13 protein-coding genes are annotated in these 15,670 nt (G+C 65.5%); 4 read left to right on the top strand and 9 right to left on the bottom strand.

The genetic code is table 11. From position 1 onward, the window contains the following. Positions 1-8 precede the first annotated feature (8 nt). Complete coding sequence (locus VSR68_RS33415) at positions 9-902, bottom strand: amidohydrolase family protein (RefSeq protein ID WP_342943848.1); 894 nt, start codon at positions 900-902, stop codon at positions 9-11. Between the two features lie 46 nt (positions 903-948). Then, positions 949-1,275, bottom strand: coding sequence for an L-rhamnose mutarotase (locus VSR68_RS33410; RefSeq protein WP_342943847.1), 327 nt, complete (start codon positions 1,273-1,275; stop codon positions 949-951). A gap of 158 nt (positions 1,276-1,433) precedes the next feature. Here VSR68_RS33410 and VSR68_RS33405 point away from each other — a divergent pair, with 158 nt between their 5' ends. Further along, on the top strand, positions 1,434-2,396 hold the full coding sequence (locus VSR68_RS33405; protein ID WP_342943846.1) for a LysR family transcriptional regulator: 963 nt from the start codon (positions 1,434-1,436) through the stop codon (positions 2,394-2,396). Between the two features lie 315 nt (positions 2,397-2,711). Here the strand turns inward: VSR68_RS33405 and VSR68_RS33400 are convergent, their stop codons facing one another. The 4 genes from VSR68_RS33400 to VSR68_RS33385 all read right to left on the bottom strand — a co-directional run bounded on the left by VSR68_RS33400 (position 2,712) and on the right by VSR68_RS33385 (position 6,941). After that, positions 2,712-3,494 (bottom strand): SDR family NAD(P)-dependent oxidoreductase, encoded by a 783-nt coding sequence (locus VSR68_RS33400; RefSeq protein WP_342943845.1) that lies wholly within the window; start codon positions 3,492-3,494, stop codon positions 2,712-2,714. A gap of 27 nt (positions 3,495-3,521) precedes the next feature. After that, a complete protein-coding gene (gene rhmD, locus VSR68_RS33395; protein WP_090865008.1) occupies positions 3,522-4,700 on the bottom strand; it encodes an L-rhamnonate dehydratase in 1,179 nt (392 codons plus the stop codon). Positions 4,701-4,737: 37 nt separating this feature from the next. After that, the gene (locus VSR68_RS33390) at positions 4,738-6,066 is read right to left on the bottom strand and encodes an MFS transporter (protein WP_342943844.1); all 1,329 of its coding nucleotides are present in this window, start codon (positions 6,064-6,066) and stop codon (positions 4,738-4,740) included. 110 nt (positions 6,067-6,176) lie between these two features. Beyond that, positions 6,177-6,941, bottom strand: coding sequence for an SDR family NAD(P)-dependent oxidoreductase (locus VSR68_RS33385; protein ID WP_342943843.1), 765 nt, complete (start codon positions 6,939-6,941; stop codon positions 6,177-6,179). Between the two features lie 388 nt (positions 6,942-7,329). Between VSR68_RS33385 and VSR68_RS33380 the strand changes: the two genes are divergently transcribed. Next, positions 7,330-8,115, top strand: coding sequence for a hypothetical protein (locus VSR68_RS33380; RefSeq protein ID WP_342943842.1), 786 nt, complete (start codon positions 7,330-7,332; stop codon positions 8,113-8,115). 43 nt (positions 8,116-8,158) lie between these two features. Here VSR68_RS33380 and VSR68_RS33375 read toward each other — a convergent pair whose 3' ends face one another. From VSR68_RS33375 to VSR68_RS33365, 3 genes are all read right to left on the bottom strand, one after another. After that, complete coding sequence (locus VSR68_RS33375) at positions 8,159-11,068, bottom strand: CHAT domain-containing protein (RefSeq protein ID WP_342943841.1); 2,910 nt, start codon at positions 11,066-11,068, stop codon at positions 8,159-8,161. 61 nt (positions 11,069-11,129) lie between these two features. Next, a complete protein-coding gene (locus tag VSR68_RS33370) occupies positions 11,130-11,885 on the bottom strand; it encodes a glycoside hydrolase family protein (RefSeq protein ID WP_342943840.1) in 756 nt (251 codons plus the stop codon). A gap of 256 nt (positions 11,886-12,141) precedes the next feature. Continuing rightward, complete coding sequence (locus VSR68_RS33365; protein WP_342943839.1) at positions 12,142-12,726, bottom strand: hypothetical protein; 585 nt, start codon at positions 12,724-12,726, stop codon at positions 12,142-12,144. A gap of 308 nt (positions 12,727-13,034) precedes the next feature. Here VSR68_RS33365 and VSR68_RS33360 point away from each other — a divergent pair, with 308 nt between their 5' ends. Further along, positions 13,035-14,036 carry a toll/interleukin-1 receptor domain-containing protein gene (locus tag VSR68_RS33360; RefSeq protein WP_342943838.1) on the top strand — a complete coding sequence of 334 codons (1,002 nt, stop codon included), beginning with the start codon at positions 13,035-13,037 and terminating at the stop codon, positions 14,034-14,036. 411 nt (positions 14,037-14,447) lie between these two features. Next, positions 14,448-15,155: an NAD(P)H-dependent oxidoreductase gene (locus VSR68_RS33355; protein WP_342943837.1), complete on the top strand. Its 708-nt coding sequence runs from the start codon at positions 14,448-14,450 to the stop codon at positions 15,153-15,155. The last annotated feature ends 515 nt before the right edge of the window (positions 15,156-15,670 follow it).

Genomic DNA, 15,670 nt, shown 5'->3' with positions numbered 1-15,670 from the left:
CCGATGCTTCAGATGCGATAGAGCCGTTCGGCGTTGCGCACGAAGAGCGCGTCCTTTTCCGCGTCGCTCGCCGCGCCGACGATCGACGCATACGCGCGCCACAAGTCGCCGTACGCGCCGAACTGCCCGTCCACAGGAAAGTTCGATGCGAACATCGCGCGCTCGACGCCGAACGTATCGATGGTTTCGAGCACATAAGGGCGCAGGCTTTCCACCGTCCAATGATGATCGAACATCGCAAGGCCGCTGATCTTCACCGCGACGTTCGGACATTGCGCGAGCGTCTTCATCCCTTCACGCCACGCGCGATAGCCGGCAACGCTGTTGCGGTCGACGAACATGCCCGCGTGATTGACGATGAACTGCGTGTCGTGATGCTCGTTCGCGAGCGAGGCCGCTTCATCCATCTGCGACGGATAGAGCTGCATGTCGAACGACATGCCGTGTCGGCGCAGCAGCCCGAAGTTTTCGCGCCATGCCGCTTCGCGCATGAAATGACGGCCGACGTAGTCATACAGCTTGTCGTGATGCACGTTGAGGATCTGCCGCACGCCGCGCGTGTTGGCGAACGCCGCATGTCCTTCGAGTATCTGCGCGGCGTTCTTCGCCGACAGATCGACGCCCGCGACGATCGCGTTCGGCATCGAGCGCGAGTCCGGCGCCTGCGCCACCGATTGCAGCCAGCGCGTCTCCTCGACGGGATCGGCGGGATCGTGATTCGCCTCGACGTGCACGCACTTGAGCAGCTCGATATCGGCGGCGTCGTTCAGCAGATCGGCGATCAGATAATCGTGCTTCAGATCGCGCGCATCGCCGGCGAACGACACGCCCGGATTGGCGAGCCACGGGTAGTGATGCGTCTTCAGATCCCACAGATGAATGTGCGGGTCGACAACTTTCATGGCGCGTCCTTCGTCGCCTGCGCATGTGCGCGGCGAGCGTCGCGAATCAGTTGAAGGGATGCTGCAATTCAAATACAGGGACGAGCGGCGCTTGCAGCGGTGTGTGGTCGGGCGCCGTCTGCATGATGTCGGCCATGTAATCCCACCATTTGCGCATCACGGGCAGATCGGGAAGACGCTCCATCGAATGATCGGCCGTGCGCGTCAGGATCGCGAACAGATGCTGCGTGCCTTCATCGAAAAAGATGCGGTAGTCGCGCACGCCCGCCTGATGCAGCGCATCGACGAGCTCAGGCCAGATCTCCCGATGCCGGCGCTCGTACTCGTCGCGCATGCCGGGGTTCAGCACCATCCGGAAAGCGATTGTCTCCATGCCGGGCGTGTCTCCACTCTTGTTCATTTATACGTTGCGCTCTCTGAGGAAGCGTCTCGATGCGACTATAATTCGGGCGTCGATAGCATCTCAATCCGTTGTTGGGATTGGGCGATACGCAAACCGAATCGCTGACTGTCCCACACTGCCGACCATTCATGAGCCAGAACGCCGCCACCGTCGCCCTCGTCAACCGGCTCAAGTTCAAGCATCTTGCGCTGCTCGTCGCCCTCGACGACGCCCGCAACGTCCATCAGGCCGCCGACGCGATCAACGTCGCACAGCCGAGCGCGAGCCGCATGCTCGGCGACATCGAGGAAGCGCTCGGCTTTCTGCTGTTCGAGCGCAACGCGCGCGGCATGCAGCCGACGCCGCTCGGCGTCGTCACGCTCGCCTACGCGCGCCGCGCGCTCGCGGACCTCACGCGCTTTGCCGACGACCTCGACATGAAGCGCAAAGGCGGCCACGGACAGCTGACCGTCGGCGCGATCATGGGCGCCGCGCCCGATCTGCTCGCGATGGCCGTCGCCGCGCTGAAAACCGAAAGGCCGCTGCTGCACGTGTGCATTCTCGGCGAAACGAGCGATCAGGTCGTGCAGTTGCTGCATCGCCGCGAAATCGACCTTGCGCTCGGACGTCTGACCGATCCGCTGCAGCACAACGACTTCGGCTTCGAGCCGCTCGCGCGCGAGACGCTCGTGCTGGTCGTGCGCGCGGTGCATCCGCTTGCGAAGCGCGCGTCGATCACGCTGCCCGAGCTGATGGCCTGGCCTTGGGTCGCGCAGCCGATCACGAGTCCGGCGCGCATGCTGTTCGAAGAAGAGCTGGCGCGCGCGGGTCTCCGCACGCCCGCGAACCTGACGGAATGCGCGTCGATCTTCGCGACGCTGCAACTGCTCGAAAACTACGACGCCGTCGCGATGCTGCCGGAGTCCGTCGTGCGCGATCACGTGCGCGGCAAGCTGCTGGTCGCGCTGCCCGTCGAGATCGGCAAGAGCCTCGCGGGCTTTGGCATCCTCACGCGCAAGGATGAAGCGCTTGCCGAACCGGCACAGCGCTTCGTCGAACTGCTGAGGGTGCATTCGCAGCGGCTGGCGGGTGAGGAGAGCCTGGCGGTTTGAGTTTTTTTGTTGTCGGCGACGCTGTTGGGTTTTTGCTCTTTTCGCGGGCATCTGCGATGCGGTTTGTGTCTGCGACCGCTTTGTTTTGGTCTTTATGGCTTGCAGCCGGCATCCGCGATTGCGTTGGCTTTCTTTGCCCTTCGCGGGCATCCGCGATGCGCCTCGCGGCGCGGGCGTTGCCCCTGTGCGGGGCGCTAACGCGGATGCCGGCTGCAAGCCATAGAGACCAAAGCAAAGCGGTCGCAGACACAAACCGCAATCGCGGATGCCGACGACACGCCCAAAAAGCAAAACAGCGTCGCAGACACAAATCCGCTATTGCAGACTAACAAAAAGCCCCCCATCGACGAGAAGCGCAGCGCCCGTCACATACCGCGCGCGATCCGACGCGAGAAACACGACGCAATCGGCGACATCTTCCGGACGGCCTAAACGCCCCAGCGGAATGCGCCTCTCGAAGTACGCTTTCTTCGCCTCATCGGCGAGATCTTCGGCGTTCAGATCGGTCGCGATCGTGCCGGGCATCACCGAATTGCAGCGGATGCCGTAAGGCCCGAGCGCAATCGCGCACGACTGCATCAGCGAATGCACACCCGCCTTGGTCGGCGTGTAATGCGTCTGCATCCCGCCGCCGACGAGCGCGCTGATCGAACTGGTCGCGACAATCGCGCCGCCCGTCCCCTGCGCCTTCATCTGCTGCGCGGCCGCCTGCGTGACGAAGAACGCGCCGTTCAGATTCACGGCGACCGTGGTTTCGAGCACGTCGGCGGGCATGTCGAGAAACGCATGGAACGGGCAAATGCCCGCGTTGCTCGCGAGCACGTCGACCTTGCCGAACGCATCGACCGTGCGGCGCACGAGCTCGGGGCCCGTCTCTTTCGCCGCGACGTTGCCTTCGACGGCAATCACGCGCCGCCCCAATGCCTCGATCTCGCCGACCACTTCTTCGACGGCGGAACGCCGGTTATACGACGCGTCGTTGTCCCCCCAATAGTTGATCGCCACATCGGCGCCCTCTTTCGCGCACGCCACCGCGATCGCACGACCGATGCCGCGCGAACCGCCCGTGACGATCACCGACTTGTCTTTCAGCAGCACGTGCCTCTCCTTCAATCGACGTATGGATCAATGCTGATAAGGCCGCTCGAGCTTGCACTCCGGATTCAGGCGCACGCCGAAACCCGGCGTATCGGGCACCTTCATGCGGCCGTTGACGGGCACGGGCTCGTCCAGCAGCAGCGGCGTGAACATCGGCACGACCTGATCGGCCTTCGGCGCCATCATCAGAAACTCGGCGAACGGCGAGTTGTGGCGCGTGACGACGAAGTGATAGCTGTACACCGACGAGCCGTGCGGCACGACCATCACGTTGTGAGCATCGGCGAGCGCGGAAATCTTGATCAGCTCGGTGATGCCGCCGCACCAGCCCACGTCCGGTTGAATCAGGTCGCAGCAGTTCATCTCAAGCAGCATCCGGAAGCCCCAGCGCGTCGCTTCGTGCTCGCCCGTCGACACCATCATGCCGCGCGGCACATTGCGGCGCAGTTCGGCGTAACCCCAGTAATCGTCGGGCGGCAGCGCTTCTTCGATCCACTTGAGCCCGTGTTCGTGCGCAGCCTTCGCGAGCTTCGTCGCGTAGGTGACGTCGAGGCTCATCCAGCAGTCGTACATCAGCCAGAAATCGCTGCCGACGCGGCTGCGCATATCCGCGAGCTTGTCGATGTTCTGCTTGAGGCCCGCTTCGCCTTCGGCGGGACCGTGCTGCAACGGCAGCTTGCCGCCGATGAAACCCATCTGCTTCGCGAGATCGGGCCGCGCGCCCGTCGCGTAGAACTGAAGCTCGTCCCGCACGGGACCGCCCAATAGCTGATACACGGGCTCCTTACGCACTTTCGCGAGCAGATCCCACAGCGCGAGATCGACGCCCGAAATCGTGTTGAGCACGATGCCCTTGCGTCCGTAGTAGAGCGTCGAGAAGTACATCTGATCCCACATCTTCTCGATGTCCGTCACCAATTGCCCTTCGAGAAAGCGCGCGAGATGCTTCTCGACGATGAACGCGCCGATCTCGCCGCCCGTCGTCACCGCGAAGCCGACCGTGCCGTCGCTCGCTTCGATTTCGACGACCAGCGTGCCCAGCACATTGATGCCGAACGACTGGCGGCTTTGCCGGTACTCGGGATAACGCGCCATCGGCGTTGAGATGTGATCGTCGATCCAGTGTCCGTCGGCCTGGTCGTGATAGTCCGCGCCGCCGCCGCGGACGACGAAGGCACGCACGTGCCGGATAGTGGGCATCGCCATGTTCTAGAGCTCCGTTCGTGGTTTGCGCGCGCTCGTATCAGCGGACGCGGTGAATGGGTTGCGAGAAAGCGGGCGCTTCGCGCGCGGTGCGAAGGCGAACCGCCGTGCCGATCAGCAACGCGGCGAAGAGGCTCGCCGCGCCCAGCAAAAGCAGCCCCGCCGACGTCGACTGGAACGCATGCTCGGCGCTCGTGCGCAGCGTCGGCGCGATGAAGCCGCCGAGGCTGCCGAGCGAATTGATCAGCGCGATGCCGCCCGCGGCCGCCGCGCCCGTCAGATAGCGTGTCGGGAAGGTCCAGAAGAGCGGCTGCGCGGCGATGAAGCCGCTCGCCGCGCAGCACAGCGCGAGCAACGCGACGAGCGGACTGTGGGCAAGACCCGACACGCCGATGCCGCAGCCCGCGAGCACCAGCAGCGCGACGGCCCAGCTTCGATGCGCGCCCGTGCGATCGGCGCGGCGCGGCACAGCCCAGGTCAGCGCGAGCGAGCAGATCCACGGCACGGCCGCGACGAGACCGACGCGCAGGCCCACCGATTCGCCCATCAGCGCGGCCACTTGCTGCGGCAGATAGAAGATCACGCCATACACGCTCATCTGGATCAGCAGATAGATCGCGGACAGCAGCAGCACGCGCCTGTCCACCAGCGCCGCGACGATGTTGCGCGGGCCATGCGCGGCAGCGGCGCGGGCGTCGTCGTCGAGTGCAGCGCTCAATGTCTTCCGCGCGCCGGGCGTGAGCCACGTCGCGTCCTCGGGCCGGTCGTCGAGATAGAAGAACGCCCACACGCCGACTATCGACGCGAGCCCGCCCTCGATCAGGAACAGCCACTGCCAGCCCGCGAGGCCCAACATGCCGTGCAGATCGAGCAGAAGGCCCGACAGCGGACTGCCGAACATGAATGCGAGCGGCGCGCCGAAATAGAACACGCCGACGGCACGCCCGCGCGCCGCTTGCGGAAACCAGCGCGTGAGGTAATAGATGACGCCCGGAAAGAAGCCGGCTTCCGCGACGCCCAGCAGGAAGCGCAGCGTGTAGAAGGCCGTCGCCGTATGCGCGAGACTCATCGCCGCCGACACGATGCCCCACGTCACCATGATCCGGCACATCCACAGCCGCGCGCCGACGCGATGCAGCAGCAGATTGCTCGGCACCTCGAACAGCGCATAGCCGACGAAGAACACGCCCGCGCCGAACGCAAACGCCGCGTTCGAAATGCCCGTGTCGTGCTGCAACGCTTTCTGCGCAAAGCCGATGTTCGCGCGGTCGAGAAACGCGAGCACGTACATCAGCAGCAGGAACGGCAACAGCCGCCGCATGACCTGGCCGACGATGCCGTCGATGGATTCGGTTGGGGTCCGGCTCATCGTGTCTCCTGATGTCCTTTGTATCGCGCGAGCGCGCGGACGGCATGCATGTGCCGCTGTTGTTCTTCTCGAAGTGACTGCGGGTTACTGCGGGTCGCGGCGCGACACGCTCAATAAGTCGCGCGGCCGCCCGACAGATCGAACACCGCGCCCGTGCTGAACGCGCAGTCTTCCGACGACAGCCACAGAATCAGCGACGCCGCCTCTTCGGGCAGCAGGAAGCGGTTCATCGGTATCTTCGAGAGCATGTAGTCGATGTGCTGTTGCGACATCGAATCGAAGATTTCTGTTTTGGCGGCAGCGGGCGTGACGGCATTGACGAGAATGTTCTTCGTCGCGAGTTCCTTGCCGAGCGATTTGGTGAGACCGATCAAGCCCGCCTTCGACGCGCTGTAGTGCGACGCGTTCGGATTGCCCTCCTTGGCCGCCACCGATGCAATATTGACGATGCGCCCGTAGCCTTGCTTCAGCATCTGCGGAACGACTGCGCGACACACGAGATACGGGCCGATCAGATTGACGTCGATCACCTGCCGCCATACATCCGGGTCGAGTTCCCACGTCGTGCCGTTGCCGCCCGTAATGCCCGCGCAGTTGATCAGCACGTCGATCGCGCCGTGCGCAGCGAGCGTCTTGCTGACGGCGGCGTCGATCTCGGCTTCTTTCGTTTGATCGACGGTGACGGCCGAGACCGTGCCCCGTTCGCCGACGAGTTCGTCAAGCTCGCGCGCGCTGCGCGCGAGCCGTTCGCCGTCCCTGTCCCACAGCGAGACGCTCGCGCCCGAGCGCAGCGCGCGCTGCGCAACCGCGTAGCCAATACCTCGCGCGCCGCCCGTGATGACGACGACACGGCCCTCCAGATCGATACGATTCATGCTCGCTCCAATGTTCCCGGTGCGCGGTCTTAACGTGCCGCGCATTCTTCGTTGTGGGTTCGTGGTCAGTGACGGCCCTCGGTGTACGCAATATAAATCGGTGCCCGATACAGGAACAATCCGAGGTTTGGATGGGCTGATAACAAAAGCGGATCGCGCGGTGAATCGCGTGTTGGACTGCGTGTTGGACTGCGTGTTGGACTGCGTGTTGGACTGCGGGTTGGACTGCGTGTTGGACTTTATATAGAAGCGGAAAAAAACCCGCCCATTCGGCATCGATGACCTAACCTGATGGAACGTGCCGCCGCAGGCCACATGCGCCGCACGAGCGACATACGCGACACGCGCAGATCCATCGCCCCGTCCCTATCCGCCGAGGAGCACCGTCATGACCACTGCCACCGCCGAGCAGGCGACTGCCTTCGTGACGAGCGCCGTTCTGCCCGACCAGCGCCGGCGCGGCGCCGATCCCAACACGTCGAACCTGCAGCCGCCGGCGTTCGACGCGAGCAAGGACCAGGCGATCGTCGCGGGCTCGGGCGTCGTGTCGTTCAAGTCGGGGGTTCCGGCTAACCGGCGCCAGGCCGTCGCGGACTCGCTGTTGCTCGCGCAACTGATCCTCAAGCACCAGGGCGTTTCACCCGACGACACGCAGAACTGGTATCGCGGCTATGGCGGCGTGCTGTCGAACCTCGGATGGCGCGTCGAAAGCTGCGAGATGACCGACTACGTATCCGGCGACGCGGGACTCGACGTCCACGAAGCGATCACGGCCGTCGCGGCGCTGCTGCTCGGGCCGGGCGCTATCGCCGCCGCGCCGCTGATCGAGGCGGTGCTGAAGGCGCTGCGTTCGATGGATACGTCAACGCCCTGGATCACGCTCTTCAATCGCGAAAGCCGCCGCGCGAACACGGCGAGCTTCCAGATCGCGCTCGCCGAGCCGACGGAAGCGGGCGATCTCAGCGTATCGCTGATGGCGTTTTCGCTGGCGGCAAGCATGACGATCACGCAAGTGCTGTTCGTCAAGGTGCAGAACAACGAGGCGAACCTCAAGCGCTTCTCGACGACGGCGCAGATCAACCTGTCGGTGCTCGATTCCGTTCAGGCCACGCTGCAACAGAAGGTGGCGAGCTTCACGAGCAACTATCTGAGCGCGCTGCCCGATCTGTCGTGACGAACGGCGCGAACGTTACGAACGCTACACACACCACGAGCGCTCACGCCGACGGCTGCTGCGGCGATTGCGGCGGCTGGTCCTCATGCGCCCATTGCCCGAGCATGTCGAGCAACTGCGAGGCGGCCGCTTTCTCGCCGTCCGCGAGAGCCGGCTGGTTCGCATACCGGTAGAGCACGAAATCGTATTGATCGAGCACGGAACTCCAGTTGCTTCTGGACGGGACGCGCGTGTGCAGATCGACGAAATCCGCGCGGATCGCGGCAAAGCTCGCCTCGAGCTCCTTCGCCGCGAGGCTTTCGTAGATCCTCAGCTCCGTCATCGCCGAGATGTTCCAGAAGTCCGGTTCCCCACGCGCGCACTGCTCGAGCATGTGCCTGAGCCTGTCGACGGAAGCGGCGTCGAATCCGTCCGCTGACGGCACGCCCATGCTCAGCATCAATTCGGCCGCGAGCCGGTTGATCAGCGGATAGAACGTCGCGGCATCGCCTTGCGCATCGCCGAGCTGCTCGGCTTCCCGATACAGCGCGAGCATCTTGCCGATCGCCGCCGACTCCGCTGCTGCGTCGCCCGCGATCCGCTCGACGAGCGCGATCCGCTTGTACGCCGCCGCGCAAATGCTCAGGCGGTCGACCGTGCGCCGCACGTCGAGCAGCGACTGAAGCAGCGCGATGCTGCTGCCGACCTGGCTGCGAGCGGCGTCGATATCGGATGCGGATACGACGCTCTCGCCGCCCTGCGCCGCCATCGCCTTCAGCGTGATCCACGCGAGCCGGGCCTGCAGGTTCGCGAGCTGATCGGTCGCGGCGAACGTCGTGCGACCGTCGCCCGCGCGCACGGCCCGCTCGTACCACTCGACCGCCTTTTCTTCGATCCGCCACGCGGCCCATGCTCGGCCGAACGCCTCCGCGACGTCGCCCTGCGCGCCCCAGCGCGAGCCGAAGCGCTCGTCGAGATAGCGCAGCCGATCCGGCGAGCCCAACGCGTCGAAGCGCGCGCTCGTCTCCAGTTCTTCGAGCGCGAGTATCAGCGACACCGACGACGCGATGCCCGCATAGCGGTCCTCGGCCGTGCGCTCGCGGGCGCCCACGCTGCCCGATGCCGGCTCGAGCGTCCAGTTCGCGTCGCCGTAGCACTGGTACGCGGCCCACGTGTTGCCGCCGCATAGCCACGCCGCGTCGCGCGCGACGGCGACGGCATCGAGAAAGCGCTCCCCTTCGAGTATCTGCCGGTAGAAAGTGGTCGCGAACTGTTGCGCCGGCTCGTCGTCGACGGCCCAGCCCGACGCGATCACGCACTTCACGCCGATCCGGATCAGCGCCTCGGCGACATTCGCGGCATAGCGCGGCCGGTCGTAGACAGGCACGTCCGCCGCCTTCAGCAGCTGGTCGCCGCTGCGCGCGGCGAGATAACAGCAGTTCACGAACACAAGTTCGGGCGTGCGCTGCAACATGCCGATCTCGCGCGGCCCGAGGAAGATGCCGTCCGACAGCACGACGCCGCGCAAACGGTCGTCGCCGGCATCGACCGGGTTTGCGTCGTCGGCGGGCGGCTCGCCGTGTCCCGAGATGTGCAGCACGCGCCAGTCGCGTTCGAGCAGCGTGCTGATGACGTTGCGCGCGTCCGGTCCGCGTTCGCCGTCCGAGGCGGCGACGAGCCCCGTCACGCGCGCCGCGCCGATCTTCTCGCGCAGCAGGTTCGCGATCGCCTGCGCTTCCTGCCGCGCGCCCGGCAGCGCCGGATAGCGCGGATCGTTGCAGTACGGCTCGCCGATCACGAGAATCTGCGCGTCGCGCGGCGCATCGTCGACGCGATGTCGAAAGTCGCCGATGCGCAGCTTGCGCAGCAGTTTCGCGCGTATCGCCCACGGCCTTGGCGATTCGGCGTTGCGCTGCGGCGCGTTCGCGGACGTGTCGAGCATTTCCCACGGAATGCCCGCCGTGCCGCTGTCGACTTCGATCTGCATCTCCGATCCGCCCGCAAGAAACGGCCGCATCTCGCGCGGAACGATCAGCTGATACAGCACCTGGCCGATATTCGCGTCGTCGTTGTCGGCGTTCGACGCCGCCTTCACGAGTTGCGCGAGCAGACGCCCTTGCGTCGCCGTCGCGCGGACTTCAGTGCGCGCGCGGCGCGTGTCGAGCGTATAGACGATGTTGGTGTCGCCCGACGCGTCGATCTGCGTGACGGCGCTGATCAGATCGTAGTCGGCGCCGCGATAGCTGCTGTCGAGCGGCCGCAGCAGCGCGCCCGTCGACGGCAGGATCGTGTCGTCGATCTCGTAGCACTCGGGGCTCGCCTGTTCGAGCAGCTTCAGCGAGCGCCACGCTTCCGCCGAGCGGTCGAGGTATAGCTCGATCAGCCGCAGGTGCCGAACGCAAGGCCAGTCGGTGCTTGCCAGCCGCAGGTTCGCGTCGCGCACCCCTTCGGCGACGAGCCGCGCCGCCTGGCCGGGCGCGATGCCCGTGCCGCCGCTGCCGATCAGCGTCGCCGCGAGCGAGAACGGCTCCGCGCACTGCTCCTCGTTCTCCGCGAGCCGCTGCGCCCATGCGATTACGCCGAGGCGCACGGTCGTCGCAAGGTCGCTCGCGCGAAGCTGTCCCTCGCTGCCGAGCCCGACGACGATCAGCCCCGCAGGCCGCGGCAGGCGAAACGGATGCGGCGAGCGGAAGCCCGCGTTGACGAACACCTGCTGGCTGCCGAGATGCTGCGGATAGCGCCCGAGACGGATCGACGTGCTCAACGCGCCGCCGATCAGATCGTCGACGACGCGCTCGACGCCCGTCAGCGACGCATCTCGGTAGTGCCCGATCAGGAGCGGCTCCTGAATGAATTGCAGATTGCCGTTGATGACGCTGATCTTCAGCCGCCTGTCGTCGGCGGCAGCGGGCGCGCGTTCTTGCGACAGTCCCGCGAGCACATCGGGCGGCACGGCCCCTTCGATGTTTTGCACGCTTCGCTCCATCGGGCCCGTCGTTGCGCGAACCCGCCGCGGTTCGTCGACAGCGGGCGTATCAGCTGCTCAATCCCTGTTCGAACAGCAGCGCCTCCAGCTCGCGGCGGCGCACGAGACCCTGCATGTTCGCCTGGTTCTGCCACAGCCGCTTCATCGCGCGAAACTGCGCCGGGATATCGGCGAGATTGCCGTTGGCGACATCGGCCGCGATCGCGCGCATTTCGGTGTAGCGGTCGCCCGCGGCCGCGAACGACGCGCCGCGGTTATAGACGAGCGAGACCAGCGCGCCGAGGCAATCGGGTTTCAGCTGATCGGCTTTGGGCAACGCGGCAATCGTCTGCGCAATCGTGCGTTGCAGCGTCACCTGTCTGAACACCGTATTCGCCGCCGCGAACGGCACGTTCACCGACTTCACGTTCGCGAGCGCCTGTTGCGCAGCCGTGCCCTTGAGCCCGCATACGCCCGCGAGCAGCGCGACGTCGGCGGCGGCCAGTTGCGCGGCGTTCCAGTCGGAGGTCATGCGTTGGGCGTCCACGTACCCGAGGTCATAGCCGACGCCGATCGTGCAGCCCGATTGCCCTTGCGGCCAGACGGGATGCACGTAGAGCCGGTTGTACACGGCCTCGCTCGTGACCTCGAACGTGACGATCAGCTCGACCGCCCGGTCGGAGATCGCGGGCAATGCCGCGCGGCGCACGGGCAGCGTGACGGGATGCTCAGCGTCGTATGCCTGGCGCTCTTCGCTGCCCGTGGTATCCGAGAGCAGATCGGGCGAGCTGAGGGTTTGCGCAAGCAGCGTGTCGAACGCATTCATGGCGAGGCTCCCGATGAGCGCGAAAATCCGGCGCGTGCGCGCCGACGCGTCTGTGCCTGGGGGATCGGCAGGCTTGCCCAGGCTTCAATGAGGATAGCAAAGAGGGCTGACTTGCCAAGGTGAGTTTGCGGATTTTGCGCGATGCCGAACAGAGCGCGGCGTGCGGGTGCTGATAGCGCGTCCGAAGTTGGCTTTTATATTTACTTTTGGATTGTCCTTCACCGCGATCATTGCGCGCGGGAACGCACCTCGCGCGTCACGCTTCCGGAGCATTCGCAAGCGCACGGATATCGATGATTCGCACTTCGCCGTGAGCCGCGCGCACGGCGCTCGCCAGATGCGCGGTGCCGCCCGGCCCGTCGCCGGGCTGGCCGTCCCACACGCACACGAACGCGAACGCGCGCGCGCCGATCCGCCTCGCTTCCGACAGCATCAGCAGATTGTTGCGCGTGAACGGATCGGCGCCGGACGGCAGCGGACCCAGCACGTCGTCGGCAACGATGCAGGTCGCCGCATCCGTGACGCGCCGATAAAGCTCGACCCATCGCTCGCCGCCGTTCGCGACCGAGCGCTCGATGAACGCGCTCTCGTCGAAAGGCAGATGAATGCGCAACGTCATATGCCGTTCGAGCGCCGCGACAGCGAACAGCAGATCGCTTCCGCACGCGGCACCGCACAGCCCGATAGCCGCGCCGTCAGTACGTAGCGCGTCCAGTTCGTCGCCGATCGCCTGCGCGACGCGCGGCGCGAGTCTCGCCGGAAAACGCTCGATGGGCCGCCCCGGCGCATCGATCATGTGGCCGGAGAAAAGCACAACCTGATCCGCAACGTCGGCCGTCATTCGATTCGATCTCCAGGAAACGCGCGCATTCGATACGGCCTTGCGCGGATGCCTCGCGGAAGCGTTCGTTCTCGCGCGGCGTGGCGTCGGACGCGTTGGATGTATCCAAGGCGATGCGCGCATCGGACCGCACAGCGTCATCCGCTTTACGCGGCGCAGTCGGTTGGCTACCGCACATAACGTCCGCGTCGCGAGCGCCGGATGCCCGCTCGCATTCCCGACACGACACGCATTGCTCTGCTTTAATTAAAAGGCTTTGAATTGCAGGCTCGGCTCGCCGTTCAACCCGTTGAGGGAGGGATCGTTCGATGCGGCCCATTTTCATCAGTTATAGGCGCGAAGACTCGGAAGGCCAGGCGGGACGCCTGTTCGAATCGTTGCGCGAAGTGTTCGGCGAGCAGATGGTGTTCATGGACGTCGCGACGATCGAACCGGGCGCCGACTTCCGCCGCGCGATCGAGACGAATATCGACCAGTGCGGCGTCGTGCTCTCGCTGATCGGCCGAACGTGGCTCACCGTCACCGGCAAGGACGGCAAGCGGCGGCTCGACAATCCGAATGACTTCGTGCGGCTCGAAACGTCGTCGGCGCTCAAGCGCGGCGTCACGCTGATTCCCGTGCTCGTGCAAGGCGCGACGATGCCGCAGGAAGCCGACCTGCCCGACGACATCAAGGATCTCGCCTATCGCAACTCGATCGAGCTGACGCACGCGCGATGGGACAGCGACGTGCAACTGCTGATCAACGCGTTGCGCGGGCATGCGGGCGCAGAGAAGGATGCGACGCCTGCGCCGTCGCCCGTTTCCGGCAACCCTGCCGAACCGAAGCGGCGCACGCGCGTGCTGCCGATCGTCGGCGCGCTGGCCGCCGTGGGGCTGATGGGCACGGTGCTGCTCAAGATGTCGGGTTCGAATCAGGACGCGCCCGCCGTCGAGGACGCGGCCGCATCGCCGGCTTCCGTTGCCGTCGATCGGCCCGTCGCGAGCGGCGTCATATCGAAGGTCGAACTGCAACGGCGCGCGCATCTGCGCGGCGCGTGCATCAAGGGCTACGTGTGGCGCCAGGCGCGGCCCGGCGACCGCGTATGCGTGACGCCCGATACACAGGCGCGCATCTACGCTGAAAACAGGGCCGCCACCGACAACCGCTCGCCGACAGGCGGCGCATATGGGCCGAACACCTGCAAGAACGGCTTCGTGTGGCGCGAGGCCTTTCAGGGAGACGACGTGTGCGTCACGCCCGACGCGCGCCAGCAAACCGCGCAGGACAACTCGCTCGCCGTGCAGCGGATCGTCCCGATGCCGCAATAGGGCCTATCCGTCGGCGGTCCATTGCCTCTCCTTTGCGCTGCTGCACGCATTTGCTGCACGCATTACGCGCAAATCGCGCACGCATCCATCCGAAAGCACGCAAAAAAAAAATGCCCCGGTCCTGTTCGAGCCGGGGCCAATCCCATGTCAAGGAGTTTTCATGGAGGAGACGCGTTCATCATAACGCTCGTCGCCGTGCCTTCCAACGATGCCTTTCGCACAACGATTCCACCCTGCGCGGCGCGGCGAAAGACCCTTTCCCCGTTATATCGTTAGAACAAAAAGTCGTTTCGCGCTGCTACCATCGGTCACTAAGATGGCAGTTCAGGTTCACGCGCCGTTCGCATGGAAAACACGTCAGGTCGTCGACCGTGCATTCGGCCAGCCGTCACAGCAGCAAGGAGCATCCAGTTGACCCGTTTCGATCAGAACCGCCGCCCGCTCGTGATCGGCATCGGCGGCACCACGCGCGCCGCGTCGTCCACCGAGCGCGCGCTCGGATTCGCACTGCGCGGCGCGGAGCAGGCCGGCGCGCGCACGCGCCTTTTCGGCGGCACGTTCTTGCATAGCCTGCCGCACTATTCGCCCGAAAGCACCCATCGCACCGACGCACAGCTCGAACTCATCGAGGCCGTCCGTCACGCCGATGCCCTCGTCATCGCGACACCCGGCTATCACGGCGGCGTGTCGGGTCTCGTGAAGAACGCGCTCGATACGCTCGAAGAATTGCGCGGCGAAGCGCGGCCCTATCTCGACGGCCGCGCAGTCGGCTGCATCGTCACCGCGTATGGATGGCAGGCGGCGGGCTCGGTGCTGACGTCGCTGCGCTCGATCGTGCACGCGCTGCGCGGCTGGCCGACGCCGTTCGGCGCGGGCATCAATACGCTCGAAACACGCTTCGATACGGCCGATACGTGCTCCGATCCGAAGGTCGTCGAACAGTTGTCGATGGTGGGCCAACAGGCCGCGCAGTTCGCGCTCGCGTTCTGCTCGCAGGCGCAGCATTCGCAACACGCGCAACACGCGCAGCACGCGTGCGCCGCGTCGCATGTCTCCGCCGCGACGCCGGACCACTCCGACGAAACCCACGCCAGCAAGGTTTTCGCACTCGCGAACTGACGCGCTTGCGAACCGACACGCTTACGAACTGACACGCTTGCGAACTGGCGCGCTTGCGAACCGACACGCTCGCGAACCGTCGCGCGTGCGAACCGACACGCTTGCGAAACGACACGCATACGAACCGACACACTTACGAACCGACGCGGTTACAAAGTAACGCGATGTAGCGGCGCAACGCGTTCACGCACGCGAGCCCGTGCACTTCGGCCTGCGCCATCGCCAGGCTGACAGCGTGTGTCCCTGGTGCGCGATGCAGCGGCGCATTGCGTTCACGCACGCGAGCCCATGCACTCCGGTCTGCCCCATTGCCAGGCTGACAGCGTGTGTCCCTGGCGTATGTCACTCTCTGAGCACGCGCTCTGCGTGCGCTCGCCCACACACCCGGGCCCGCCATCGTGGCCCAAACAACAGACACGCCCCCCTCGCCGCCCGATGATCCCGACAACGCACGCGATACGCCACATCCAGATCTTCGAAGACCGTTCCCGGCCACCCGTGATTTGCTTGCGACG

The organism is Paraburkholderia phymatum, from assembly GCF_038900715.1.
GTDB classification, from domain to species: domain Bacteria; phylum Pseudomonadota; class Gammaproteobacteria; order Burkholderiales; family Burkholderiaceae; genus Paraburkholderia; species Paraburkholderia phymatum_A.
This window is presented reverse-complemented; position numbering and strand designations above follow the sequence as displayed.